General features: G+C 70.2%; 26 protein-coding genes and 1 tRNA gene. 22 read left to right on the top strand and 5 right to left on the bottom strand.

All coding sequences use genetic code 11. The annotated features are described in order from the left end of the window. Nucleotides 1-8 precede the first annotated feature (8 nt). Genes KIK09_RS46200 through KIK09_RS46190 form a run of 3 tightly spaced genes read left to right on the top strand, consistent with a single transcriptional unit; the run spans nucleotide 9 to nucleotide 3,270 of the window. On the top strand, nucleotides 9-611 hold the full coding sequence (locus KIK09_RS46200; protein ID WP_214325907.1) for a SurA N-terminal domain-containing protein: 603 nt from the start codon (nucleotides 9-11) through the stop codon (nucleotides 609-611). Between the two features lie 3 nt (nucleotides 612-614). After that, on the top strand, nucleotides 615-1,544 hold the full coding sequence (locus KIK09_RS46195; protein ID WP_214325906.1) for a nucleoside triphosphate pyrophosphohydrolase: 930 nt from the start codon (nucleotides 615-617) through the stop codon (nucleotides 1,542-1,544). A gap of 19 nt (nucleotides 1,545-1,563) precedes the next feature. Continuing rightward, on the top strand, nucleotides 1,564-3,270 hold the full coding sequence (locus tag KIK09_RS46190) for a serine/threonine-protein kinase (protein WP_214325905.1): 1,707 nt from the start codon (nucleotides 1,564-1,566) through the stop codon (nucleotides 3,268-3,270). On the opposite strand, the gene KIK09_RS46185 is transcribed toward KIK09_RS46190, so the two are convergent. After that, nucleotides 3,257-4,000: a methyltransferase domain-containing protein gene (locus KIK09_RS46185; RefSeq protein ID WP_214325904.1), complete on the bottom strand. Its 744-nt coding sequence runs from the start codon at nucleotides 3,998-4,000 to the stop codon at nucleotides 3,257-3,259. The two genes, KIK09_RS46190 and KIK09_RS46185, sit on opposite strands and share 14 nt — an antisense overlap. Before the next feature lie 73 nt (nucleotides 4,001-4,073). Here KIK09_RS46185 and KIK09_RS46180 point away from each other — a divergent pair, with 73 nt between their 5' ends. The 16 genes from KIK09_RS46180 to KIK09_RS46105 all read left to right on the top strand — a co-directional run bounded on the left by KIK09_RS46180 (nucleotide 4,074) and on the right by KIK09_RS46105 (nucleotide 17,236). Beyond that, nucleotides 4,074-5,927 (top strand): WD40 repeat domain-containing serine/threonine protein kinase, encoded by a 1,854-nt coding sequence (locus KIK09_RS46180; protein WP_214325903.1) that lies wholly within the window; start codon nucleotides 4,074-4,076, stop codon nucleotides 5,925-5,927. 55 nt (nucleotides 5,928-5,982) lie between these two features. Further along, nucleotides 5,983-7,260 carry a phosphopyruvate hydratase gene (gene eno / locus KIK09_RS46175; RefSeq protein ID WP_214325902.1) on the top strand — a complete coding sequence of 426 codons (1,278 nt, stop codon included), beginning with the start codon at nucleotides 5,983-5,985 and terminating at the stop codon, nucleotides 7,258-7,260. A gap of 60 nt (nucleotides 7,261-7,320) precedes the next feature. Further along, nucleotides 7,321-7,731 (top strand): FtsB family cell division protein, encoded by a 411-nt coding sequence (locus KIK09_RS46170; protein ID WP_214325901.1) that lies wholly within the window; start codon nucleotides 7,321-7,323, stop codon nucleotides 7,729-7,731. Further along, nucleotides 7,721-8,209, top strand: coding sequence for a DUF501 domain-containing protein (locus KIK09_RS46165; RefSeq protein ID WP_214325900.1), 489 nt, complete (start codon nucleotides 7,721-7,723; stop codon nucleotides 8,207-8,209). Before KIK09_RS46170 ends, KIK09_RS46165 begins: the two co-directional genes overlap by 11 nt. After that, the gene (locus KIK09_RS46160; RefSeq protein ID WP_275956524.1) at nucleotides 8,206-9,123 is read left to right on the top strand and encodes a Ppx/GppA phosphatase family protein; all 918 of its coding nucleotides are present in this window, start codon (nucleotides 8,206-8,208) and stop codon (nucleotides 9,121-9,123) included. Before KIK09_RS46165 ends, KIK09_RS46160 begins: the two co-directional genes overlap by 4 nt. 173 nt (nucleotides 9,124-9,296) lie before the next feature. Next, a complete protein-coding gene (locus KIK09_RS46155; protein WP_214325899.1) occupies nucleotides 9,297-10,721 on the top strand; it encodes a hypothetical protein in 1,425 nt (474 codons plus the stop codon). A gap of 88 nt (nucleotides 10,722-10,809) precedes the next feature. Then, on the top strand, nucleotides 10,810-11,136 hold the full coding sequence (locus tag KIK09_RS46150) for a PadR family transcriptional regulator (protein WP_214325898.1): 327 nt from the start codon (nucleotides 10,810-10,812) through the stop codon (nucleotides 11,134-11,136). Further along, nucleotides 11,136-11,960: a hypothetical protein gene (locus KIK09_RS46145; RefSeq protein WP_214325897.1), complete on the top strand. Its 825-nt coding sequence runs from the start codon at nucleotides 11,136-11,138 to the stop codon at nucleotides 11,958-11,960. The genes KIK09_RS46150 and KIK09_RS46145 overlap by 1 nt, the downstream gene beginning before the upstream one ends. Nucleotides 11,961-11,978: 18 nt before the next feature. Continuing rightward, nucleotides 11,979-12,761 (top strand): uracil-DNA glycosylase, encoded by a 783-nt coding sequence (locus KIK09_RS46140; RefSeq protein ID WP_214325896.1) that lies wholly within the window; start codon nucleotides 11,979-11,981, stop codon nucleotides 12,759-12,761. 93 nt (nucleotides 12,762-12,854) lie between these two features. Then, the gene (locus KIK09_RS46135; protein WP_214325895.1) at nucleotides 12,855-14,171 is read left to right on the top strand and encodes an NAD(P)/FAD-dependent oxidoreductase; all 1,317 of its coding nucleotides are present in this window, start codon (nucleotides 12,855-12,857) and stop codon (nucleotides 14,169-14,171) included. Between the two features lie 83 nt (nucleotides 14,172-14,254). After that, nucleotides 14,255-14,767, top strand: coding sequence for a glycine cleavage system transcriptional repressor (locus tag KIK09_RS46130; protein ID WP_214325894.1), 513 nt, complete (start codon nucleotides 14,255-14,257; stop codon nucleotides 14,765-14,767). After that, nucleotides 14,764-15,282, top strand: coding sequence for a peptide deformylase (locus KIK09_RS46125; RefSeq protein ID WP_214325893.1), 519 nt, complete (start codon nucleotides 14,764-14,766; stop codon nucleotides 15,280-15,282). Before KIK09_RS46130 ends, KIK09_RS46125 begins: the two co-directional genes overlap by 4 nt. Before the next feature lie 49 nt (nucleotides 15,283-15,331). Further along, nucleotides 15,332-15,404, top strand: a tRNA-Leu gene (locus KIK09_RS46120). A 194-nt stretch (nucleotides 15,405-15,598) separates the two neighbouring features. After that, entirely contained in the window at nucleotides 15,599-16,390 is a 792-nt protein-coding gene (locus KIK09_RS46115) for a Bax inhibitor-1/YccA family protein (protein WP_214325892.1), read from the top strand. Nucleotides 16,391-16,536: 146 nt separating this feature from the next. Beyond that, nucleotides 16,537-16,770, top strand: coding sequence for a DUF4287 domain-containing protein (locus tag KIK09_RS46110; RefSeq protein ID WP_214325891.1), 234 nt, complete (start codon nucleotides 16,537-16,539; stop codon nucleotides 16,768-16,770). A 55-nt stretch (nucleotides 16,771-16,825) separates the two neighbouring features. Further along, nucleotides 16,826-17,236, top strand: a complete 411-nt coding sequence (locus KIK09_RS46105) for a PPOX class F420-dependent oxidoreductase (protein ID WP_214325890.1) — start codon at nucleotides 16,826-16,828, stop codon at nucleotides 17,234-17,236. Between the two features lie 503 nt (nucleotides 17,237-17,739). Here the strand turns inward: KIK09_RS46105 and KIK09_RS46100 are convergent. Further along, entirely contained in the window at nucleotides 17,740-18,957 is a 1,218-nt protein-coding gene (locus tag KIK09_RS46100; RefSeq protein ID WP_214325889.1) for an acetyl-CoA C-acetyltransferase, read from the bottom strand. Nucleotides 18,958-19,093: 136 nt separating this feature from the next. Here KIK09_RS46100 and KIK09_RS46095 point away from each other — a divergent pair, with 136 nt between their 5' ends. Beyond that, nucleotides 19,094-20,002, top strand: a complete 909-nt coding sequence (locus KIK09_RS46095) for an alpha/beta hydrolase (RefSeq protein WP_214325888.1) — start codon at nucleotides 19,094-19,096, stop codon at nucleotides 20,000-20,002. 23 nt (nucleotides 20,003-20,025) lie between these two features. After that, nucleotides 20,026-20,475: a GbsR/MarR family transcriptional regulator gene (locus KIK09_RS46090; protein ID WP_308164706.1), complete on the top strand. Its 450-nt coding sequence runs from the start codon at nucleotides 20,026-20,028 to the stop codon at nucleotides 20,473-20,475. Here the strand turns inward: KIK09_RS46090 and KIK09_RS46085 are convergent. The 3 genes from KIK09_RS46085 to KIK09_RS46075 form a co-directional block, all read right to left on the bottom strand. Beyond that, nucleotides 20,462-21,022: a dihydrofolate reductase family protein gene (locus tag KIK09_RS46085; RefSeq protein WP_214325887.1), complete on the bottom strand. Its 561-nt coding sequence runs from the start codon at nucleotides 21,020-21,022 to the stop codon at nucleotides 20,462-20,464. The two genes, KIK09_RS46090 and KIK09_RS46085, sit on opposite strands and share 14 nt — an antisense overlap. 65 nt (nucleotides 21,023-21,087) lie before the next feature. Next, a complete protein-coding gene (locus tag KIK09_RS46080) occupies nucleotides 21,088-22,431 on the bottom strand; it encodes an outer membrane protein assembly factor BamB family protein (RefSeq protein ID WP_214325886.1) in 1,344 nt (447 codons plus the stop codon). Between the two features lie 58 nt (nucleotides 22,432-22,489). Then, complete coding sequence (locus tag KIK09_RS46075) at nucleotides 22,490-23,473, bottom strand: SGNH/GDSL hydrolase family protein (protein WP_308164705.1); 984 nt, start codon at nucleotides 23,471-23,473, stop codon at nucleotides 22,490-22,492. 107 nt (nucleotides 23,474-23,580) lie between these two features. Between KIK09_RS46075 and KIK09_RS46070 the strand changes: the two genes are divergently transcribed. Further along, a complete protein-coding gene (locus KIK09_RS46070; protein ID WP_214325885.1) occupies nucleotides 23,581-24,951 on the top strand; it encodes a cystathionine beta-synthase in 1,371 nt (456 codons plus the stop codon). Nucleotides 24,952-24,967 lie beyond the last annotated feature (16 nt).

Genomic DNA, 24,967 nt, shown 5'->3' with positions numbered 1-24,967 from the left:
GGAAGCACGTGAAGTCGATTCGAGTGGCTCTGGCCGCCGCCGCGGCGGGCATAGCGCTGACCGCCTGCTCCTCACCCCTGCAGGCCGGAGCCGCGGCCGTCGTGGGTGACGAGCGCATCTCGGCGGACCAGCTCAACACCAAGGTCAAGGGATTCGAGGAGGCGCTGAGGCTCGCCAAGATCGAGCCCTCCCAGCTCCCGCTGCCCGTCAACCAGTTCGTCCTGCTCGGCATGACGAACGAGGCGGCGGCCCGCCAGCTGGCGGCCAAGTACAACATGCAGGTCACCGAGGCGGAGGTGGACGCCGCGCTCAAGGACCCGGGCCAGCAGTCCTCGCCCGAGCTGAACCTGCTGTCCAAGGGCGTCGTCCCGACGGACGCGCGCGGCTACATCAGGGCCGAGGTCGGGCTGAAGAAGGTCGTCGACTCCCTCGGCGGCCAGCAGAACCAGCAGGCCATGGCCAAGCTGCGCGCCGACTTCGGCTCCATCAAGGTCGTCTACAGCCCGCGCTACGGCACCTTCGACCCGCAGCAGGGCTTCATCGACACCGGGCGCTTCGGCAAGCTCGAGCCCGCACCGCAGCAGCAGCAACAGCAGCAGCCGCAGGGCTGACCCATGCCGCTGATCGTCGTCACCACCTCGCCGCGGGTCGCTCCGGGCCTGCTGAGCCACCAGGCCTGGCAGGCGTTCCGCAGCGGGAGGGTGCTGGCCGGGTCCGAGGACCACCCGCACCTGCCCTACCTGGCGGAAGCGGGCGTCGAGGTGCAGGTCGTCACCCCCGACGCGCGGCGGCTGGCCCGTCAGGCGGTCGAGGACACCGTGGTGTGGCTGGCCGACGACGACGAAGACTTCATGCGGGCGATCGGTCACGCCGCCATCGAGCTGCCCGAGCCGCCGGTCATCGAGGTCGTGCCCGGCTCCTACGACCTGCCGGGCGCCCGGGTGCTCGACCTGGTCGCGGTGATGGAACGGCTGCGCGCCGAGTGCCCGTGGGACCGCAAGCAGACCCACGAGACGCTCGTCCCCTACCTGCTCGAAGAGGCCTACGAGGTGCTCGAGACGGTCGAACAGGGCGACTACTCCGCGCTGCGCGAGGAACTCGGCGACGTGCTGCTGCAGGTGGCCTTCCACGCCCGGGTGGCCGAGGGGTTCGACATCGACGACGTCGCCCAGGGCATCGTGGACAAGCTGATCCGCCGCCACCCGCACGTCTTCGGTACCGTGACCGTCGAGAGCGCCGACGAGGTCAACGCCAACTGGGAGGCCATCAAGGCCACTGAGCGGGCGGGCAAGGACACCTTCGACGGCGTCCCCATGGGCCAGCCCGCGCTCTCGCTGGCCGCCCAGCTGCTGGGGCGGGCCGAACGCTCCGGCGCGCCCGACGCGCTGGCCTCGGCCGTCGGCCAGGGCGTCGCCCGCGAGCTGTGGGACCTGGTCCGCCGCGCCCACGAGGCGGGCCTCGACGCGGAGGCGGAGCTGCGCGCCGCCGCCCGCACCTACCGCGACCGTGTCCGCGCCTGGGAATCTGGCCAGCAGCCCGGTTAGGCCGCTATTTTCCCGATCTATGGATTTGCGCCCCGGTGATCCGGACCTCTTAGCCGGCTACACCCTTGACGGCTTCCTCGGCGAGGGCGGGCAGGGCACGGTGTACGCCGGCGAGGCCCCCGACGGCACGCGGGTGGCGGTCAAGGTGCTGCACGCCCGCTTCGCCGGCGACGCCGAGGCCGTGCGGCGCTTCCGGCGGGAGATCGACATGGCCCGCCAGGTGGCCCAGTTCTGCACCGCCAGGGTCCTGGACGCCGGGGTGGAGGGCGGCCTGCCGTACCTGGTGAGCGAGTTCGTCGAAAGCGTGCCGCTCGAGCAGGCCGTGCGCGAGCGCGGGCCGCTGAAGGGCGACGACCTGACCAGGCTGGCCGTGGGGACGATGACCGCGCTGGTGGCCATCCACCGGGCCGGGATCGTGCACCGCGACTTCAAGCCCAAGAACGTGCTGCTGGCCGCCGACGGGCCCCGGGTGATCGACTTCGGGATCGCCACGACGGTCGACTCGACGTCGGTGACCGGCGGGACCGTGGTGGGCTCGCCCGCCTACATGGCGCCCGAGCAGATCCAGGGCGCCGCGGTCGGGCCCGCGGCCGACGTGTTCGGGTGGGCGGGGACCATGGTCTTCGCCGCCACGGGGAAGCCCGCCTTCGGCTCCGACTCGATCCCCGCGGTGCTGAACCGGGTGCTCAACACGGTCGCCGACCTGTCCGAGGTGCCCGAGCCGCTGCGTCCGCTGCTCGCGGCGTGCCTGCACAAGGATCCCGCCGCCCGGCCGGCGGCCGCCGACGTGCTGATGCGGCTGATGGGCGCCACCCTCGACGAGGTGGTGCCCGACAAGGCTCCCGAGACGCCTGTCACCCCTCCTAAACGGGGGAGCGCGGGGCGGGCGCGGATGGCCATCGCGGCGGCCAGCACCGCCGCGCTCGGCGCGCTGGCCGTGGCGGCGTTCGCGCTGCCTCACGGGCCGCAGGTCATGCAGCGCCTGCCCAACGAGAGCACCCTGACAGGCGCGCCCGTCTCCGCCTCGCGGCACGCCGTACCGCAGAGCGCCCCCGCCACCCGCAAGACCATCCGGCCGCCCACGACCCACCCGCCGACCGACCCCGCCACCACCAAGCCCGCGACCAAGCCGGCCACGAGCGCGCCACCGTCGAGCCCGGCCACCACCGCACCGCCCACCCAAGGGACGCCGACGGCCGAGCCGCCTCGCCGGGACCGATACGGATGGGGGCTGGTGCCGCCGCTCAGGATCGGCAAATGGAAGGTCTTCGGGCCCAAGACCGTGGCCGCCGCCGGCCTGGACGGCGAGCGCCGCGACGACCTGCTGCGCGTCGACCCGCTGCCCCAGGGCACCTACCACCTCAGGGCGCAGCTGACCCTGCTGGAGCGCGGCAGCACCGCCGCAGCGCCCAGGTACGGCGTGCTGGTGGCCGTCAGCGGCCCCGGCGACTACGCCGAGGCCTACATCGACCTCAGGAACAAGGCGCTGACCACCCACGCCTGGACCGGCGGCGCCTCCTCACCGTGGCAGAGCACCAAGCTGCCCGCCGGGTTCGACCCGAGGACGTCGCACGCGGTCAAGGTGATCAGGAACGGCGACACGTTCACCTTCGTCCTTGACGGCGTGCCCCTGCAGACCCGCACGTTCAAGCTGCCGCAGGGCGGCAGGGCCGGCCTGACGACCCTCGACTGCCGCGCCCGCTTCGAGAACCTCAGGATCCTCTGACCCCGGCCACGAACTGCATCAGCCCGGCCGTCCTGCGGCGCACCTCGGTGAAGCCGCGCTCGGCCAGCGCGGCGGTCACCTCGTCGTCGCCGAACATGCGCACCCCGCTCACCTGCCCGAACACGTCGTTGAGCGGCCCGATCCCCGGCAGCCGCCGGGTGGTCAGGATCGCCAGCCGCCCGCCGGGCCGCAGCACCCTGGCCATGCTCGACAGCGCCTCGAAGGGCCGGTCGAACAGGTAGAGCGCGGCGAAGCACGACACGGCGTCGAAACAGCCCGCGTGGAAGGGCAGCGACACCGCGTCCGCCCTGACGAACTCCAGCCGCTCCCGGTACGGCGAGCGGCCCGTCTCCATGACCGCCTGGTCCAGCATCGAGGCCGAGGCGTCCAGCCCCACCACCAGCCCGGCCTCGCCCACGGCGGGCGCGAGCGCGCGGGCCACGTTGCCCGGCCCGCAGGCCACGTCGAGCACCACGTCACCGGGGGAAAGCGCGAGCAGGTCCCTGATGAGCGCCATCTCCTGCGCGGTCGAGGGCCCGAGCGGCCCCTTGGCCAGACCGATCAGGGCCGGCCGCCACAGCCGCTCGTAGATCTGCGGCAGCGCGCTCGACCGCATCAGCCGCTGCGCGATCGAGTCGTCGCCCGGCCCCTCGGGCAGCAGGTCGAGATAGCCGCGCGTACGGTCGGGATCCGTCACCGGCGGCTCGAGCAGCTTCAGCACCCGCTCCATGAACCCATTAGATCAAGTGGCGGGATGAAGCGTGAAATGTCAGGATCTCTTGGTTGAACGGGGGGAGTTCGTGATGCCGGAGGTGCGCGAGCTGCATCAGGCGGAGCCGCGCGAGATCGCCGGATACCGCCTGCGCGGCGGGCTGGGCGACGGCGGGCAGGGGTCGGTGTACCTGGGGGAGGCCGCCGACGGGACCCGTGTCGCGATCAAGGTGCTGCACACCCGGCTGCTCGGCAACGACAAGGCACGCCGCCGCTTCCTGCAGGAGGGCGCGACCGCCGAGCGGGTCGCCGGGTTCTGCACGGCGCGGGTGTACGAGACCGGGTTCCTCGACGGCCGGCCGTACATCGTCAGCGAGTACATCGACGGGCCGTCGCTGCAGGACCTGGGGCCGCGCAACGGGGGCGCGCTCGAGCGGCTGGCGGTCGGCACGGCCACCGCGCTGGCCGCCATCCACCGGGCCGGGATCGTGCACCGCGACTTCAAGCCCAGCAACGTGCTCATCGGGCCGGACGGGCCGCGCGTGATCGACTTCGGCATCGCCAAGGAGATGGACGTCGCCACCACCGCGAGCAGCGTCGTCGGCACCCCCGGCTACATGGCGCCCGAGCAGATCGCCGGCGAGAACGCCACCGCGGCCTCCGACATGTTCAGCTGGGCCTCCACGATCGCCTACGCGGCCACCGGCGCGCCGCTGTTCGGCCGCGACTCGATCCCCGCGGTCATGCACCGCATCCTCAACACCGAGCCGGACCTGAGCCGCGTGCAGGAGCCGCTGCGCTCGGTGCTGGCGGCGTGCCTGGTCAAGGACCCGGCCGCCAGGCCCTCGGCCGACGAGGTGCTGATGCGCCTGCTCGGCAGCACCAATCCCACCGAGCAGCCGATCCCCGCCAGGCAGCACACCCGGGTCGAGCCGCCCGCCACCAGGGAGCGCGGGCCGGTTCCGCGCAGGCGCGGGCGGCGCGCCGGCCTGGTGGTCGCCGGCGTGACGGCCGTGGTGATCGCGGGCGTGGCCGTCGGCATCATCTTCCGCCCGTCCAACCTCCCGTCGCAGACGACCACCAACACCTACGGCACGTCGGTGGGCCTCCCCTTCGGACCCGACGGCGCCGACGTCACCGCCATGGCCGTGGGCACCTACCAGGGCGGGCCCGCCGTGGCCTACGCCGACGGCACCAGCCACGCCATCGAGGTGTGGCAGGCGGAGACCGGGAAACGCATCGCCTGGCTGCCCGGCGCCGCCAGGTCACCGGTCCTGTCGATGGCCATGGTCACCGGGACGGGCAGGCCGACGGTCATGTGGTCGGGGGCCGACGGCGTCGTGCGGCAGTGGGCGGTCGGCGACCCCAAGCCGGGCGCCTACTTCAAGCTGTGCGACAGGAACGCCCGCCTGGCCGTGCGCGGATCCGTCGTGGCGGTCGGCTGCGCCGACGGCTCCATCAGGTCCGTCGACCCCTCCGGCCGCAAGCTCCCGGCCGCCGTCACCTACGTCAAGGGGCCGGTCACCGCGCTGGCCTGGGACTCCGCGGGCGACCGGCTGATGGTCGGCACCCAGATCGGCTACGTGGCCGTGGGCGACCGCGGCTTCATGGTCAAGGGCGCGGTCCGTGCCCTGGCCCCGATGCTCGGCGGCAAGGTCGCCGTCACCACCGGCACCACCGCCACCGTCTACACCGTGCCCGCGGGAACCCGGGTGCGGACGATCCCCGACACGATCCGCGGCATGGGCGTGACCCACGCCGGCGGCCAGGAGGTGGTCGTCGGCATGGCCGCGGAGCTCAACGTCTGGAACCCGGTGTCGGGCGCGTCCCTGGGCAGGCTGACAGGGCCGGGCGAGGGCGTGACCGACCTGGCCGTCTCGGACGGCCTGGTGGCCGCCGTGGTGGAGGGCAGACTGCGCGTCTGGAGCCTTGACGGCCAGGGCTAGTGGCTACCGATAGGCTCTAACCGCATACCAGCCTTTCGACTTAGGAGCGCATTCCGTGGCTACCATCGAGGTCGTCTACGCCCGAGAGATCCTCGACTCCAGGGGCAACCCGACCGTCGAGGTCGAGGTGGTACTGGACGACGGAAGCAGCGGCCGTGCGGCGGTGCCCAGCGGTGCGTCCACCGGCCAGTTCGAGGCGGTCGAGCTGCGCGACGGCGGCGAGCGCTACGCCGGCAAGGGCGTCGAGAAGGCCGTGCTCGCGGTCACCGACGAGATCTTCGACGAGGTCCACGGCGTCGAGGCCGAGGACCAGCGCATCATCGACCAGATCATGATCGACCTGGACGCCACGCCCAACAAGGCGAAGCTGGGCGCCAACGCCATCCTGGGCGTGTCGCTGGCCGTGGCCAAGGCCGCCGCCGACAGCGCCGAGCTGCCGCTGTTCCGCTACGTGGGCGGGCCCAACGCGCACGTGCTGCCGGTGCCGATGATGAACATCCTCAACGGCGGCGCGCACGCCGACACCAACGTGGACATCCAGGAGTTCATGATCGCGCCGATCGGCGCGGAGACCTTCCGCGAGGCCGTGCGCATGGGCACCGAGGTCTACCACACGCTGAAGAAGGTGCTGAAGGAGAAGGGCTACGCCACCGGCCTGGGCGACGAGGGCGGCTTCGCGCCCAACCTGCCCTCCAACCGCGACGCGCTCGACCTGATCCTGGTCGCCATCGAGCGGGCCGGATACGTGCCCGGCCAGGACATCGCGCTCGCGCTGGACGTGGCCGCCTCCGAGTTCCACAAGGACGGCGTCTACACCATCGACGGCAAGGGCCTCAGCGCCGACGAGCTCATCGAGTTCTACACCGACCTGGTCGACTCCTATCCGCTGGTCTCCATCGAGGACCCGCTGGACGAGGAGGACTGGGAGGGCTGGAAGAAGATCACCAAGGCGCTCGGCGACAAGGTGCAGCTCGTCGGCGACGACCTGTTCGTCACCAACCCCGAGCGGCTCGGCCGCGGCATCGCCGAGGGCGCCGCCAACGCCCTGCTGGTCAAGGTCAACCAGATCGGCACGCTCAGCGAGACGCTCGACGCCGTCGACCTGGCCCACCGCAGCGGCTACCGGTGCATGATGAGCCACCGCTCCGGCGAGACCGAGGACACCACGATCGCCGACCTGGCCGTCGCGGTGAACTGCGGCCAGATCAAGACCGGCGCGCCCGCCCGCTCCGACCGCGTCGCCAAGTACAACCAGCTGCTGCGCATCGAGGAACTCCTCGACGACGCCGCCCGCTACGCGGGTCGCGCGGCGTTCCCGCGCTTCCAGCGCTAGCTTGTGGTACGGCTCGCGCCGCATCGTCGTGCGGCGCGAGCCCGACGCGGAGGGGGAGCAGTGGCGAAACGACCTCAGCTGACCGGACGTGCGGCCATCCTGGCGGTCGTGGTGTGCGCGATCGCGATGAGCCTGGCCTACCCTGTGCGGGAGTACATCGCCAACCGCCGTGACCTGGCGGCACTGCAGGAGGAGAAGGCCAGGGTCGACGCCGAGACCCGCCGCATCGCCCAGCAGGCCGAGCAGATCAAGGACCCCAACGACATCAAACGCCGCGCCAAGGAGGAGCTGCACTACTGCGGCGCGGGCGAGAAGTGCTACGTCGTCATGGACCGCCCGCCCGAGCAGGCCAAGACGGCCGTCAAGCAGCAGGCCGCGGCCCCGCCCCCGTGGTATCAGACACTGTGGGAGTCGGTGGAGGCGGCAGACAAGGGCACCGGGCACAAAGCAGGGACGACAGGTGGAAAGTAAGGACGTCGAGGCCGTCGAGAAGCAGCTCGGCCGCCCGCCCCGCGGACTGCGCCGGGTGGCGCACCGCTGCCCGTGCGGCAACCCCGACGTGGTGGAGACCGCCCCACGCCTGCCCGACGGTTCGCCGTTCCCCACGCTCTACTACCTGACCTGCCCCAAGGCCGCCTCGGCGATCGGCACGCTCGAGGGCTCGGGGCTGATGCGCGAGATGCAGGCCCGCCTGGCCGACGATCCCGAGCTGGCCGCCGCCTACCAGGCCGCGCACGACGACTACGTCGCCAGGCGCGACAAGGCCGCCGAGGAGGAGGGCCTCGAGCCGCTCCCGCGGGGGATGCAGAGCACGGGTGGCATGCCGTACCGGGTCAAGTGCCTGCACGCGCTGGTGGCGCACGAGCTGGCCGCGCCGGGCGGCAACCCGTTCGGCAGGGAGGCGCTCGAGGCGCTCCCCGAATGGTGGAAGGACGGACCCTGCGTATGACTGGGCGTGTAGCCGCCGTCGACTGCGGCACCAACTCCGTGCGCCTGCTGGTCGCCGACGTCGTCGACGGCACGCTCACCGACCTCGAGCGGCGCATGGAGATCGTACGGCTCGGCCAGGGCGTCGACCGGACGGGCAGGCTGGCCCCCGACGCCCTGGAGCGCACGTTCACGGCGATGCGCGGCTACCGCAAGCTGATCGACCAGCACGGCGCGGTGGCGACCCGGGTGGTGGCCACCAGCGCGACCCGCGACGCGGAGAACCGGCGGGAGTTCGTCGACGGCGTCCGTGAGATCTTCGGCGTCGTGCCCGAGGTGATCACCGGGGCGGAGGAGGCCGAGCTGTCGTTCACCGGCGCCACGCGGAGCCTGAGCGAGGGGGCGCCCTACCTGGTGGTGGACATCGGCGGCGGCTCGACCGAGTTCGTGGTGGGATCCGAGCACGCCGAGGCCGCCCTGTCCGTCGACATCGGATGCGTGCGGCTGACCGAGCGCCACCTCAAGGAGGCGGGCGACCCGCCGGGCGCCGTCGCGCTCGAAGCCGTGGTGGCCGACATCGAGGCGGCATTGGACCTGGTGACGCATTCGGTGCCGGTCGAACGGGCGCACACGCTCGTCGGACTGGCGGGTTCCGTGACGACCGTGGCGGGAATCGCGCTGGGCCTTCCCGAATACGATCCGGAGCGGATTCATCACGCGCGGATTTCGGCGCAGGACGTTCACGAGGTGACGCGGAGATTGCTCGCGATGACCCATCGTGAGCGGGCGGAGATAGGGGTCATGCACCCGGGCCGCGTCGACGTCATCGGGGCCGGCGCGCTGATTCTCGACCGCATCGTGAGGCGGTTCGCGTTTTCCCAGGTCGTCGTCAGCGAACACGACATTCTGGATGGAATTGCCTGGAAGCTCGCCTGAATCTTCAGCAAATCCAGACATATCCGGCCTTGGGCGTGTGTTGAGCGTGCAATCTGTTTTGTGATTAGGTAAAGGGGCTTTACGGGGGCTTTGCCATATCGCCGGACACGGATGGTGTCCGCGTGGCGACCGTTCCCGAGCGTCTTTTCCCTCACGGAATGGAGCACTCTCACATGAAGTCCGTTGGGTTGGCACGTAGGGCGGCGGCGTTCAGCGCCTCCGCCGCCGTGCTGGCCGCCATGGTCACGGGACTGGTCTCCAGCCCCGCCCAGGCGGCGACCCCCGCTGCCGCGGGCAAGGCGGTTCAGGCCGCCGCCGCGGGCCAGGCGGGACACAAGCCGAAGGTCTCGATCACCACGCCGAAGGCTTCGCCCGGCGACTACCAGGGCGCCTGCCCGGTCAAGGTCAACCTCTCCTCGACCATCAAGGTCCCGGTGAAGGGCAAGACCGAGCTGGCCTACCGCTGGCTGCACGGTGACGGGTCCAAGGGCAAGGTCAAGGTCGTCAAGCTCAAGGGCCACGGCAACAAGTACGTGAAGGTCAAGGAGTCCCTCACCTTCAACGGCGACGTGAAGGGCTGGGAGGCCGTCCAGGTCCTCGGTCCGCGCAAGGCCGTGTCGAAGAAGGGCTACTTCTCCGTCTCGTGCGACAACGGTGACCACGGCGACGACAACATCCGCGTGTGGGCCCGCGCCTGGGCCGACCCGGACTCGTACGTCGGTCCGTGCACCCCTGGCGACAAGATCGACTTCGGCGGCGTGATCAAGGTCAACCGTCCGACGTGGGTCAAGTACCGCTGGGTCCTCAACGGTGACGTCGTCGACGGCGGCACCATCAAGGTCTGGGACTCCCGCAGGGTGGACCTGGGCTACTCGCCGCGTCAGAGCCAGCGTGGCTGGGCGCAGCTGGTCATCGTCGGCCCCGACGAGGGCGCGTCCAACCGGGCCTACTACAAGGTCTGGTGCAAGGACGAGACCCCGCACGTCAAGGTTTCCGCCACCGACCTGGTGACGGGCACCAACCACGACGGCTGCAAGGTCGGCGCCAACGCCAACATCAACAGCACCGGCCCGGCCCGCGTGAAGTACGTCTGGTCCGTCAACGGCACCCCCGTTGCCAAGGACGAGGCCGTCTTCTCCGGCGCCGGCACCAAGAACGTGGTCCTGGCGGACCAGGTTCTGGCCGGTGACGCCAAGAACGGCGGCAAGATCACGCTGTCGGTCTACGGCCCCGACAACAGCGACTCGATCACCCAGAGCTACGCCGCGTGCGTGGCCAAGGCGAGCGTGTCCGCGGTGTCGGTCGTCGGCCAGCGCAACGACATGTGCAAGGACACGCGTGGTCCCGGCGTCGACTTCCAGGCGACCCTGCACACCACCGCTTCCGCCACGGTCAAGTACCACTGGGTCGTGAACGGCAAGCAGGACGGGCCGCAGCTGGAGCGCAAGGTCGACGGCGACATGGTCGTGACCTGGGGCATCGGAGGCACCCACGGTGCTTCTGAGACCTCCGGCTCGATCGAGCTCGTGATCGACGGCCCGAACTCGGCGTCCTCGGGCGCCACCTCCTTCGTGAAGACCTGCCCTCCGGCGGCCTGATCGAAGTGACCTGAGACCGGATGGTGCCCTCGGGCGCCATCCGGTTTCTTGTTGGCACTACTGTGCTTAACACAGTAGTGTGCATCGCGTGGATACAAGCCAGCTCCTCAAGGGCGTGCTCGATCTGGCCGTGCTGGCGGTGCTCGACGAGCGCGACGGCTACGGCTACGACATCGTGCGCAGGCTCCGCGAGGCCGGGCTCGAGGAGGTGGGCGACGCCTCCGTCTACGGCACGCTGCGGCGGCTGTTCAAGGCCGGGGTGCTCACGTCCTACGTGGTCGCCTCCGGCGAGGGGCCCCACCGCAAGTACTACGGCCTCAACGACGCGGGGCGCGGCCTGTACGCCTCGTCGGCCAAGACCTGGGCCTCATTCGCCGCCACCATGGCATCGCTGCTCGAGAAGGGGAACGCGTGATGACTGTCGAGGAGTACGCGCGAGCCGTACGCGAGGCGCTCGCCGACCATCCCGACCGGGACGGGCTGCTGGAGGACCTCGACGACCACCTGGCCGAGATCGCCATGGAGTCCGGCCTGCCGCTGGAGGAGCGGCTCGGACCGCCGATCGCCTACGCCGCCGAGCTCGCGGCCGCCTACGGGGGCAGGCCGGAAGGTCGGAGAGGGGCGTGGAGCCGCGTCAGGGCCCTGGCGCACCACGAGTCGTTCACGGCGGCGCGGGGCTTCATACGGCAGCTCAGGCCCGGCTGGTGGGTGCTGCGCGGCTACGCGCTCGCCATGCTGCTGCAGGTGCTGACGTTTCGCAGCGGGCTGGTGCCCGCCAACCCGGGTGAGTTCCTGATGGCCGCGGGCGGGGTGGCGGTCTCGGTGTGGATCGGCATGCGCAGGCCCGTGCGGCTGCTGGTGCCCCTGGTCGTGGCGCTCAACGTGCTGGGCGGCTTCGCGGTGCTCGCCGGGGCCGTCCAAGCCCAGGAGTGGAAGGACGCGGAACAGCGGAGTTCCCTGGAGGGGGAGATCGTGCGGCAGGTCTCCGTGGGCGACGAGGTCTACAACATCAAGCCGTACGCCAAGGACGGCAGCCCGCTGAAGGACGTCTACCTCTACGATCAGGACGGCAAGCCGATCACGGTCGACCCCGAGGACTTCGGCTACCAGGTGGACCGCTCGTGCGGTGAGCCGGTGCTCAACCGCTACCCGCTGCCGCTGGTGAGCACCTCGCAGGACGAACAGGCCGCCACCGCTCCTCAGGTCTGTCCCAGCCCGACCCCGTCCAGGACGAAGTGATCGGGCACCATCGGAGTCATGAGCTTCGTACCACCGGGCAGCGGCTGGCCCGGCGATCCCGCGACGGCTGACACGCCCGTCGCCCAGGACCCCGCGGACGTGCGCCGCCTCGCGGCCACCAGCAGCACCCTCGCGGAGCTCACGGCCAGGCAGTCCGTCTGCCGTGCCTGCCCCCGCCTGGTGGCCTGGCGCGAAGAGGTCGCCGAGGTGAGGCGGCGCGCGTTCGCGGACGAGACGTACTGGGGTCGGCCGGTTCCCGGCTGGGGCGACGAGGAGCCGCGCGTGCTGATCGTGGGCCTGGCCCCCGCGGCGCACGGCGGCAACCGGACGGGGCGGATCTTCACCGGTGACCGCAGCGGCGACTGGCTGTTCGCCTCGCTGTACCGCAGCGGCCTCGCCGTACAGGAGACCAGCACGCACGCCGGTGACGGGCAGAAGCTCGTCGGGGCGCGGGTGGCGGCGGCGGTGAGATGCGCGCCGCCGGCCAACAAGCCCACGCCGGAGGAGCGTGACGCCTGCCGGCCGTGGCTGGAGCGGGAGATCGAGCTCGTACGGCCGGGGCTCAGGGTGATCGTGGCGCTGGGCGGGTTCGCCTGGCAGGCGGCGTGGCCGGCGCTGAAGGCGGCCGGGTTCGACCTGCCGCGCTCGAGGCCGGCGTTCGGGCACGGGGTCGAGGTCGTCATCGGTGACGTGACGTTGCTCGGCTGCTATCACCCCAGCCAGCAGAACACCTTCACCGGCAGGGTCACCGCCGAGATGCTGGACCAGGTCTTCGCCAGGGCCCGCGAGATGGCGGTGTGACGAGGAGCACCACCCCCGGAATAGATTTCCTGACGGGCGCCTTATAACCTTGTGAATGCTTTCACAAGCACTCCACGAGGATGGGGCCTCAGGATGAACAAGAACATCCTTATCGTCGGCGGCGGATACGTCGGCCTGTACACCGCGCTGCGTCTGCAGAAGAAACTCCGGAGCCAGCTGCGTTCCGGCGACGTGACCATCACCATCATCGACCCCCAGTCCTACATGACCTACCAGCCGTTCCTCCCCGAGGCGGCGGCCGGCAGCCTGTCGCCGCGGCACATGGTCGCGCCGCTGCGGCGGATCCTGCCCAAGGTGCGCATACTCAACGGCACGGTGACCAAGGTCAACCACTCCGAGCGGACCGCCACCTTCCAGCCCGCCGAGGGCGAGTCGCGCGAGGTCGCCTACGACGTGATCGTCATGGCCGTCGGCTCGATCTCGCGGACGCTGCCGATCCCCGGGCTCACCGACATCGGCATCGGCTTCAAGGAGGTCGGCGAGGCGATCGCGCTGCGCAACCGGGTGCTGCACCTGCTCGACGTGGCCGAGTCGACCGACGACCCCGAGGTGCGCCGCAGGGCGCTCACCTTCGTGTTCGTCGGCGCCGGATTCGCCGGCGTCGAGGCGCTGGCCGAGCTGGAGGACATGGCCAGGGACTCCACGAAGTACTACCGCAACATCAGCCCGGCCGACATCCGCTGGGTGCTCGTCGAGGCGAGCAACCGCATCCTGCCCGAGGTCGGGCCCGAGATGGGCAAGTGGACGCTCGAGCAGCTGCGTGAGCGCGGCATCGATGTCAAGATGGAGACCCGGCTCGAGTCGTGCGAGGGCGGCCACGTGGTGCTCTCCGACGGCACCGAGTTCGACGCCGAGACCCTCGTCTGGACCGCGGGCGTCAAGCCCAGCCCGGTCGTCAACAGCACCGACCTGCCCGTCGACGAGCGCGGCCGGATCAAGACCACGACCCTGCTGACCGTGGCCGGGGTCGAGGGCGCCTTCGCCGCGGGCGACGCGGCGGGCGTGCCGGACGTGACCAACCCCGGCGAGTACTGCGCGCCCAACGCCCAGCACGCGGTCCGCCAGGCCAAGGTGCTGGCCGACAACATCATCCACTACCTGCGCGGGGAGCAACTGGTCGACTACCGCCACAAGTATGTCGGATCGGTCGCCGGTCTCGGCCTGCACCAGGGCGTGGCCAACGTCTACGGTGTGAAGCTGCGCGGTTTCCCTGCGTGGTTCATGCACCGCACCTACCATCTGTCGCGGGTGCCGACGCTGAATCGCAAGGTCCGCGTCGTCGTCGACTGGACACTCGCGCTCTTCTTCAAGCGGGAGACGATCTCGCTTGGCGAGATGGAACACCCCCGCGACGAGTTCAGGGCCGCGGTGGCGGCGAACCGCCGCTAGCTCGAGTACGGCAAGCGCCCCGGTGCCCATGCACCGGGGCGCTTTCGGCACCCGTGGACTCTTTGACGAAGGGGGATCCAAGGGTGGGGCTATCGGCGGTGACCGTGCTCGGCGTCGACAGGCCGGGCGTGATAGCCACTGTCGCCGGCGCGCTGGCCGATTGCGGCGTCAACATCCAGGACTCGACGATGACGCTGCTCGGCGGCCACGTCGCGATGATGCTGCTGGTCAACGGCGACCTGGACGCCGACGAGCTCACCAAGCGGCTGTGCGCGCCCGACCTGGTGATCACCGCCGCGGCCGTCGAGGCGCGGCGTTACTTCGGCTGCCCCGCCAGCGGCCTGGGCTACGTGCTCACCGTGCACGGGCCCGACAGACCCGGCATCATCTCGGCCATCAGCGCGGCGCTGGCCTCGGTGGGCGGCAACATCACCGGCATGAGCACCCGGCTGACCGGCCGCCTGTACGTGCTCATCGCCGACGTCGAGCTGCCCGAGGAGGTAGACGTGGCCGAGCTGATGCGCCACCTGGCCGTGGTGGGCGCCGGGCTCGACTCGGACATCACCTTCCGCCCCGTCGAACCGGACCTGCTGTGAGCACCGGCACGGCACGCGAGGTGCTGGGGGCGCCGCATCCCGTGCTGTCCGCCTCCGCCGACGAGGTCGACCCAACCGCGCCCGAGGTGGTGGCGGCCGCCGCCGACCTGCTCGCCACGATGCGCGACCAGCCGGGCATGAGCGGCCTGGCAGCCCCCCAGATCGGGCTGAGCTGGCGCCTGATCGCCTTCGACGCCGGGCCGCACCCCCGCAGCCGCTCGTGGGCCGGAGAGCTCGTGGTGGTCAATCCACGCCTCGCGCAGGCCTCCCGCTGGGAGGGCGGCAGGGAGCGCTGCGCCTCCGTCGCCGGCCTCTCGGCGGACATACGGCGGGCGTCACGCATCACCGTACTAGGGCGTTTGCCAGGTAGCGGAGATCGCGTCACCATCGAGGCTGATGCCTTCGAAGCAAGGTGTATTCAGCACCAACTGGACCATCTGGACGGGGTTCTCTTCCTGGACAGAGTGGCAGGAGCCCTGTCACTTCACCGCAGATCTGACATGTGTGACGGCTGATGCGAAGTTGTGCTCCTCGGATGGATGGTCCGTTTCGTATGATTGCGGCGCCCCCGTAGCCCAAAGGCAGAGGCAAACCCCTTAAAAGGGTTGTAGTGCGGGTTCGAGTCCCGCCGGGGGCACCGGCATCTACCTCGGCAAACTCCGCATTTACGGATAACTTATGCCCTTCGGCAGCGGTCAGTGACGACGTGATCGCGAATAGGCACCCGACTACTATGTGCTACGAGGGAACTCCTACGCGCGGGCGTTCGTTGGGATCTCAGATGTACACGGTGACGGCCTCTCCCATAGGCTCGTCCCTCAGGAGGAAGCGATGGAGAGCAAGAACCCCGTATTCAGCCGGTCTCGCGGAGGCCAGGTAGGAGGCTGGGCGGCGCAGGCGCCGAGTCCCCAGCACCTGCAGAACATGTACGACGCTCCGTCGTATGCCCCTCCCGCGCCCGCCTACCGGGCGATGACGATCGACGATGTCGTGGTGCGCGGGTTCTTGACCCTGGGCACACTCATCCTTGGCGCCGCCGCGGCCTGGTACTTCGACGTGCCGGTCCGCATCGCCATCTTCAGCGCCCTCATCGCGTTGGTCCTCGGCCTGGTCGCCTCGTTCAAGCAGAGCACCAACCCGGCGCTGATCCTCGGCTACGCGCTGTTCGAGGGCGTGTTCCTGGGAAGTATCAGCCACCTTTACGAGAGCCTCTACAACGGCATCGTGCTCCAGGCGGTCCTCGGCACGGCCTTCGCCTTCGGCGGCGTGCTGACCGTCTACGCGCTGCGCGTCGTGCGGGTGACGCCCAAGTTCACCAAGTTCGTGATCGCCGCCGCGATCTCCGCCCTCGGCCTCATGCTGGTCAACTGGATCGTCGGCTTCTTCGTCGCCGGCGGGCTCGGGCTGCGCACCGACAGCCCGCTCGGTTGGATCTTCAGCGTGGCCATGATCCTGATCGGCTGCTTCTTCCTGCTGCTCGACTTCGACGCCGTCGAGCAGGGCGTCCGGCAGGGCGCCCCGGAGAAGTTCGCCTGGCAGTGCGCGTTCGGCCTGACGCTGAGCCTGGTGTGGATCTACCTCGAGGTCCTGCGGTTCATCAGTTATTTCACCAGCAACGACTGACCGTTCATCCTCCAGAAGGCCTCGCCCACCGGCGGGGCCTTCTCGTTGTGCGACGGAAGATCTACGCCTCGTCACGAATTTGGGGGTTGCCTTTCCGGAACTCGTGTTGCAGTGTCGAGCAAAGGACCTTATCCGTGGAGGTGCCCATGTCCTTGAACCACTCACCGGAGACGCAGACAAAGCTCATCGCCAGGGTCCCAACCGTAACGGGACGCGCACTCCCCGAGTGGTTCCAAGCCATCGAGAACGGCCCGGCTTTCCTCAGGTGTGACGAGCGGGCCAACTGGCTTGCCGACGAGCACGGGCTGTCCCACGGCTACGCCGCCGCGATCGTGCTCGAGCACGAGCGGCACCGCCGTAACCGCTCGGGCTCCATGTAGAGCCCGGTCCACCCCCGCGCCCGTGCCGCTGGTACGGGCGCGCGATCATTGAGGGATGGATTTCGACAAGGCCCGCGCCTACCTCCGCAAGAACCACCGTGCCGTCCTGCTCACCAGACATCGCGATGGGCGCCCGCAGATGTCGCCGGTGACGGTCGGCGTGGACTCCGAGGGATACGCGGTGATCAGCACCCGCGAGACCGCCGCGAAGACGCACAACGTCCTGCGTGACCCGTCCGTGTCGGTCTGCGTGATGAGCGACGGCTTCTTCGGCGAGTGGATCCAGATCGACGGCACCGCCGAGGTGATCCACCTTCCCGAGGCGATGGACCACCTCGTGGCCTACTACCGCGACATCTCAGGAGAACACCCGGACTGGGACGACTACCGCGCCGCCATGGTCCGCGACCGCCGCGTCATCCTCCGCATCACCCTCACCCACGCAGGCCCCGACCGCCACGGCTGATCCTCCTGTTGCTGTACGGCGAGGCCTCCGCCACCGGCCGCCCGCCGTCAATGCCTCGCGCCCCGAGCCCGGCGCTCCCGGCGAGTCGATGACACTTTCCCGCCGCCACGGCGCCCCCAACCCACCTCCCACGGCCCCGGTCCACCTGCCGCCGGCATGCCATGATCCCCGCTTGCCCGCCGCCCCGGTAACCCACGTGTCACGATCCTGGGCCACTCACCGCCACTCCCGTTACCCGCGTGCCACGGTTTCGGGGTGCTCGCCGTACTGGGCGCCGGCTTCTCCGTACGCCATCTCGCCGACCCGGCGCCCGACCGAGGTGAGGGCGAGCGACGCGGGATCGAGACGCGCGGGCGATCGGGGTGGCGGTGAGCGACGCAGGACAGCGGCGTGGCGGTGAGTGAGTGGCGGCGACTCGCCGGGAGCGCCGGTCGCGGGTCCTGAGGTCGAGTACGGCGGGCGGCCGGTGGCGGCGGCCCGCCGTACAGGAGAGGCAGGGAGAGCTACGACAGGCGCTCGAGGAGCATGGCCATGCCCTGGCCGCCGCCCACGCACATCGTCTCGAGGCCGATCGACTTGTCGTGGTGCTGGAGGCTGTTGATCAGGGTCGAGGTGATGCGCGCGCCCGTCATGCCGAACGGGTGCCCGACCGCGATCGCGCCGCCGTTGACGTTGAGGCGGTCGAGGTCGATCCCGAGGTCGCGGTAGGAGGGGATGACCTGCGCCGCGAAGGCCTCGTTGATCTCGACGAGGTCGACGTCCTCGATGGCCATGCCCGCCCGCGACAGCGCCATCCTGGACGCCTCCACGGGCCCGAGGCCCATGATCTCGGGGGAGAGGCCGGTGACGCCGGTCGAGACGATGCGCGCCAGCGGCGTGATGCCGAGCTCGGCGGCCTTGGTGTCGCTCATCACGATGACCGCGGCGGCGCCGTCGTTGAGCGGGCAGCAGTTGCCGGCGGTGACCGTGCCGTCGGGGCGGAAGACGGGCTTGAGCCCGCTGACCGCCTCGTAGGTGGTGCCGGCGCGCGGCCCGTCGTCCTTGCTGACGACCGTGCCGTCGGGGAGCGTGACCGGGGTGATGTCCTTCTGCCAGAACCCGTCGGCGATCGCCTTCTCTGCCAGGTTCTGCGACCGGACGCCGAACTCGTCCTGCTCCTGGCGGGTGACGCCCTTGAGCTGGGCCAGGTTCTCGGCGGTCTGGCCCATCGCGACGTAGATGTCGGGGACGTCGCCGTCCTGGCGCGGGTCGTGCCAGGTCTTGCCGCCCTCGGCGAAGGTCTTGGTGCGGCCGATGGCGTCGTGGAAGATCGGGTTCTGCGTGTCGGGCAGCGAGTCGGAGTTGCCCTTCGCGAAGCGCGACACGGTCTCGACGCCGGCCGAGACGAACACGTCGCCCTCGCCCGCCTTGATCGCGTGGAAGGCCATGCGCGTGGTCTGGAGCGAGGAGGAGCAGTAGCGGGTGATCGTGGTGCCGGGCACGTTGTCCAGCCCGAGCATCACCGAGACCACCCGGGCCATGTTGAAGCCCTGCTCGCCGCCGGGGAGCCCGCAGCCGAGCATGATGTCGTCGATCGTGGCCGGGTCGAGCTGCGGCACCTTGGCCAGGGCCGCCTTGATCATCTGCACGGTGAGGTCGTCGGGCCGGATCTCCTTGAGCGAGCCCTTGAACGCTCGGCCGATGGGTGAGCGAGCGGTCGCGACGATCACTGCCTCGGGCATGTGGCCCCTCCTTGTCTCAGCACTATCCAGAACTATATTCCGCGCTCACGCGAGACCGCTTGCCGCCCCACGCTTGAAAGGGGTAGCTTCGACTAGCAATTTCAGTCAGAACTGAAATTCACGAAGCGAGGATCGCATGGAACACATCCACTTCCCCAGCCTTGGTACCCGGTGCGCGGGCGACCTCTACCTGCCCGAGCACGCCGACGGCCCGGTGCCGGGCGTGGTGCTCGGGCACAGCGGGGTCATGGTCAAGGAGGCCCTGGCCGACTTCGCCCCGTCGCTGGCCGAGGCCGGGTTCGCCGCGCTGGCCATCGACTACCGCACCGTGGGCTCGAGCGAGGGCGAGCCCAGGGGCCAGCTCTATCCTGAACGGCAGGCCGAGGACCTGCGCGCGGCGGTCTCCTACCTGCGTACCCGCCCCGAGGTGGACCCCGACAGGATCGGGCTGTGGGGCGTCAGCCTGGGCGGCATGGTCGCCATCCAGGCCGCCGTCTTCGACCGGCGCGTCAAGGCCGTGGTCGCCCACAGCCCGAGCATCGGCGACGGATGGCGCAGCATGCTTCAGCTCCGCGGGCAGGTCGGCTTCAAGGGCCTGCGGGACGCGCTCGAGGGGGACTGGGAGGCCCGCGTCGAGAAGGGCGAGAGCGCGCGCGTGCCCTTCCTCGCGCTCGAGCACGAGGAGGCGCGCAAGTCGCAGGAGCTGGCCTCCCAGCGGTATCCGACGTGGCGCAACGAGATCACGCTCGACTCGCTGGAGCACCTGCTCATGTTCGCGCCCGACAACCTGGTCGAGCGCCTGGCGCCGACGCCGTTGCTGATGATCGCCAACGGCGGCTACGACCCCTACCACTCCCTCGACGAGGCGCAGAGCGTCTACCGCCACGCGGGAGAACCCAAGAGGATGGAGGTGCTGCCCTACGATGTGCTCGGGCTGTACACAGGGGAGGGGCTGAAGGAGGCCATGGGGCTGGCGGTCGACTGGTTCGACCGGTATCTCCGCAAGGCCCGCCTCGCCACCACCACGCCCGCACCGACCAGCTAGCCGAAGGAAGGCCGGGACCGCCAGTGGCCGAGGGAGACACCGACCAGACGCTGCGCTGGGTCGAGCGCGTGGCCGCGTTCTGCGTCGAGGAGTGGGGGCTCGCGCCGATCACCGGCCGCATCATGGGCTGGCTGATGATCTGCGACCCGGCCGAGCAGTCGGCCGGTGAGATCGCCGACGCGATCGGCGCCAGCCGGGCCTCGCTCACCTCCAACATCCGGCTGCTGACGGCCATCGGCCTGATCCGGCGGCAGAGCAGGCCGGGCGAGCGCACGGCCTACTACCGCATCGAGGACGACGCCTGGGAGCGGGTCGTCCGGCGCAAGCTCGCCGCCCTGGGCCTCTTCGACGAGATCGCCGAGGAAGGGCTGGAGCTGGCCGGGGGCGACCCGTCCAGGGCCAAGCGCATCCAGACCGCGCGTGACGCGATGGCCTGGCTGGCCCGGGTGACCAGCGAGCCTAGGCACGGCTGAACCAGGTCACCAGGGCGCCGTTGTCGAAGCTCTCGCGCTTGACGGGGGTGAACAGGGTGGGGTCGAACTCCCCGTCGAAGACGGACACGCCGGCGCCCGCGACCACCGGGTAGCTCTTGACCACCATTTCGTCGATCTCGGGCAGCAGCGTGCCGGCCAGCTTGCCGCCCCCGCACAGCCAGATGTCCATGCCGTCCTGCTGCTTGAGCTCGCGCACCAGGCTCAGCGGGTCGTCCTTCACCACGGTCACGGCCGGGTCGTCCACCGGCCCGAGCGTGCTGGAGACCACGTACTGCCGCAGGTGGGCAAAGGGGCTGGTGATGCCGTACTTGAAGGCGGGCTCGTAGGAGCCCCGCCCCATCAGCACGGTGTCGAATCTCGCGTTGGGCACGTCCCCGGTGCGCATGTGGGTGGGGACCGTGTCGGGGAACTCGCCGGTCATCCAGGCCGAGTAGGCCGGGCTCTCCGGGTAGAAGTCGAACTCGCCGCCGGGGCCCGCGATGTAGCCGTCGATGGAGACGCCGACGTAGTAGACGAGCTTTCGCAAAATAAACTCCGTATGTAGTACTGCGGTTGAAGTGGTTTCACCGTAGTACTACATACGGAGTGGTGTCAACCGTACATTCCGGGCTCTGTGGACGTCCGGTCGTTGACGGCGTGCACGGCGCCCTTGTCGTCGCGCCACAGGCGCCAGCCGTTCTGGCTGCCGGTGAACCAGGCGGGCGGGGCCGAGGCGTCGTCGATGCGCTTGCCGGTGGCCAGGTCGTACTGGCACAGGGCGGCGATGGAGTAGAAGCCGGGCGCCTGCGCGCGCAGCGGCAGCGGCTTGGGATCGGTGACGCAGAAGGACCAGCCGTGCTGGTCGTCCACCGAGACGGCCTGGCCAGAACCCAGGTCGAAGGCCGTGCCCTTGGTGTTGTGCTTGAGGAAGCCGAGCTTGTCCATCTGCTCGGGGAAGGCCAGCCACCATCCGGAGCCTGGCACCTGGGCGGCGGTGATCTGCCCGACCACGCGTCCGCTCTCGGAGTCGAGCCGGGCGAACCCGCCGTAGGAGCCCTGCTGGTCGACAGGCCGCACGACGGGGGCCAGGCCGGGGCTGCCGCTGGGGTAGACGCGCACCACCGAGGGCCGCATCCAGTTGATCGTGCCGTCGGAGATCTTGATGGAGAACAGGCCGAACGTCGAGACCTGCTTGGTCTGCGGGTTGGTGTAGGGCGCGATGTAGCCGATCAGGTTGTCGCCGGTGGCGCCGAAGGCCCAGCCGCCCGACAGGTCGAGGCCGGGGCCGAGCGCCTGGCTGACGGGCTGCTGCCACTGCAGCTTGCCGCTCTTGAGCTCGTAGGACTCCACCATCGGGTTGGAGGCCAGGCGCAGCATCAGCACGCGGGTGGGGTCGGACCACTCGACCTCGGCGATGCCGGGCAGCTTCCACATGGTCTTGCCCGTGCCGGGGTCGAGGACGACCACCCGGGCCGAGGACAGCGCGGTGTGCTCCGACAGGCAGACGTAGGGCCCGCAGCGCTGCGGCCCGAACGTCGAGTGCACCGGCCGGGTCCACTTCTGCTGCCCTGAGCGCGCGTCGCGGGCGATCAGCGTCGCGTTCCAGCGGCCCTTCTTGGTCGGGTCGACGGCGACGACGACGGCCTGGTCCTTGCCGGTCTCGACGATCGCGGGCGCCGAGACGCCCATGCCGGGAAGTCGCCCGGCCATCGTGGCCGGGTAGGCCCACAGCTTCTTGCCGTCGGCCAGGCTCAGCGCGACCGTCTCGAGCGTGCCGTCGGGCTTCATGGAGGTGGTGGCGACCACCCCGCCTGCGGTGGTCATGCGGCTGACCGCGTTGACCTCGGTGTTCTGCCACGTCGGGAACTTCGCCGTGGCGGCGTCGCTGCCGGAACAGCCTGCCAGAGCCAGGATCCCGGCCACAGCGAGGGCCGGTGTCGCGAGGGGCCGGAGCACGGGCAATCCACTCCAATGGGGATGGGCGTGACGGCTCGACCTCGGAGGGTGACCGGTATCAGGCGTCGTTGAGCAGCTCGCCGAGCCGCCGGCGGAACAACGTCACCCATCTGCCGTGGGGGCCTGTCGTCCGCCCGGCGACCTGGGTCGCCGTGACCTCGGTGCCGGACTCCTCCGCGGCCGTCGCCGCCGCTAGGTAGATCGGTTGCAGTCCTTCACCACGCGCGGGTCGCGGCTCAGGCCACAACCCCAACGCAGCGCATACAGAAGGTAGCACCGCGTAAGCGGCCTGTGCGTAACCTCGGTCAGATGGATGGAAACGATCCGGTCCGAACATTTCCGCCGGATTTGTCGCGAATTCCGGGCCCAGGATGTCGGCGAAGGCCACCGTCCTGCCGCCCGCCTCGACCACCCCGACCGTCTGCGCCGCGGCGAGCTGGCGGCTCCAGCGCCTGGTCACCCACCGCAGCGGCTGCGCGAGCGGCCGCACGGTCCCCAGGTCGGGACAGGTCCCGACGACCACCTCCGCCCCTGCCTCCCGCAGCCGCCGCACGGCCTTGACCAGATGCCGTACGGCTGTCGCCGGCGGCGTCTGCGTGGTGATGTCGTTGGCCCCGACGAAGACCACCGCGATCTCGGGCTCCAGCTCGAGCGCCTTGTCGACCTGGCCACCCAGCTGCGCCGAGGGGGCTCCGGACCTGCCGAGGACGCTCAGCCGCACCGGGCGTTCGGCGATGGCGGCCAGCCCGTTGGCGAGCAGCACCCCCGGAGTCCTGGCCGACTCCGTCATGCCGAGGCCCACGGAGGTGGAGTCGCCGAGCATGACCATCCTGATCGGGTTTCCCGGGAACTCTCCGTAAACGCCGTCGGAGGGCGGGCCCTCCATGCCGTGCGGCCGTCCGATGACCTTCCTGGCGACCAGGCTTTCCGCGATGAGCAAGCCGTATGCGGTCGCTCCGAGCGCGGTCAGACCGCCTCCGCCCAGCGCGGCCGCCGCCGCGATCTTGCGCGCCGCGCGCGCCACCCCCGCAGTCCAGAACACCCGGCGTCCTCCCTCGGCGGTACCGTTTGCTAGAGAAACTAGCCGAGCGCCCGTCACCCTCTGTGGAGCTCGGCGGATCAAGCTCCGTAAAGAAGGTGAACACCTCGGTGCGCGTTTACGATTCCCTGGTCGAGCTCATGGGTAACACCCCGCTCGTCCGGTTGCACAAGGTCAACGCTGGTGTGCCCGCCCAGGTGCTCGCCAAGGTCGAGTACTTCAATCCGGGCGGCTCGGTCAAGGACCGCATCGCCGTCCGGATGATCGACGCGGCCGAGCGGTCGGGCCAGTTGCGTCCCGGCGGCACGATCGTCGAGCCGACCTCCGGCAACACCGGCGTGGGCCTGGCTCTGGTGGCCCAGCAGCGCGGCTACAAGTGCGTCTTCGTGGTCCCCGACAAGGTGGCCCAGGACAAGGTCGCGGTGCTGCGCGCCTACGGCGCGGAGGTGGTCGTCTGCCCGACCGCGGTCTCGCCCGACCACCCCGATTCCTACTACTCGGTCTCCGACCGCCTGGCCCGGGAGATCCCGAACGCCTGGAAGCCCAACCAGTACACCAACCCGAACAACCCCGAGTCCCACTACTACTCCACGGGTCCGGAGATCTGGGAGCAGACCGAGGGCCGCATCACGCACTTCGTGGCCGGCATCGGCACCGGAGGCACGATCAGCGGCACCGGGCGCTACCTCAAGGAGATCTCCGACGGCCGCGTGAAGATCATCGGCGCCGATCCCGAGGGCTCGGTGTACTCCGGTGGCAGCGGCCGGCCGTACCTGGTGGAGGGCGTCGGCGAGGACATCTGGCCGGAGACCTACGACACGACGATCTGCGACCAGGTCATCGCGGTCTCCGACAAGGACTCCTTCAACATGACCCGCAGGCTCGCCCGCGAGGAGGGGCTGCTGGTCGGCGGCTCGTGCGGGATGGCCGTGGTCGCCGCGCTGCAGGTGGCGGCCCAGGCCGGGCCCGACGACGTGGTGGTCGTGCTGCTGCCCGACGGCGGCAGGGGCTACCTGTCGAAGATCTTCAACGACGACTGGATGGCCGACTACGGCTTCCTCATCGAGACCTCGGAAGAGGGGCTGGTCGGCGACGTGCTGTCGCGCAAGAGCTCGGGCATGCCCGAGTTCGTGCACGCGCACCCGCACGAGACGGTCGGCACCGCGATCACGATCATGCGCGAGTACTCGGTGTCGCAGCTTCCCGTCATGAAGGAGGAGCCGCCGGTGATGGCGGCCGAGGTGGTCGGCTCCATCCTGGAGCGCGACCTGCTCGAGGCCCTGTACCACGGCAAGATCAGCTCCGACGACCCGATCTCCGACCACATGTCGGCTCCGCTTCCGATGATCGGCAACGGCGAGCCGGTCTCGCGCGCGGTCGAGGCGCTGGAGAAGGCGGACGCGGCGGTCGTCCTGGAGGACGGCAAGCCCGCCGGGATGATCACCCGGCAGGACCTGCTGGCCTTCCTGGCCAACCACTAGTAAACAAAATCGGCCC

This window comes from Nonomuraea sediminis, assembly GCF_018531495.1.
In the GTDB taxonomy this organism is placed as follows: Bacteria; Actinomycetota; Actinomycetes; order Streptosporangiales; family Streptosporangiaceae; genus Nonomuraea; species Nonomuraea sediminis.
The sequence above is the reverse complement of the archived record's forward strand: the minus strand, read 5'-3'. Positions and strand labels throughout refer to the sequence as shown.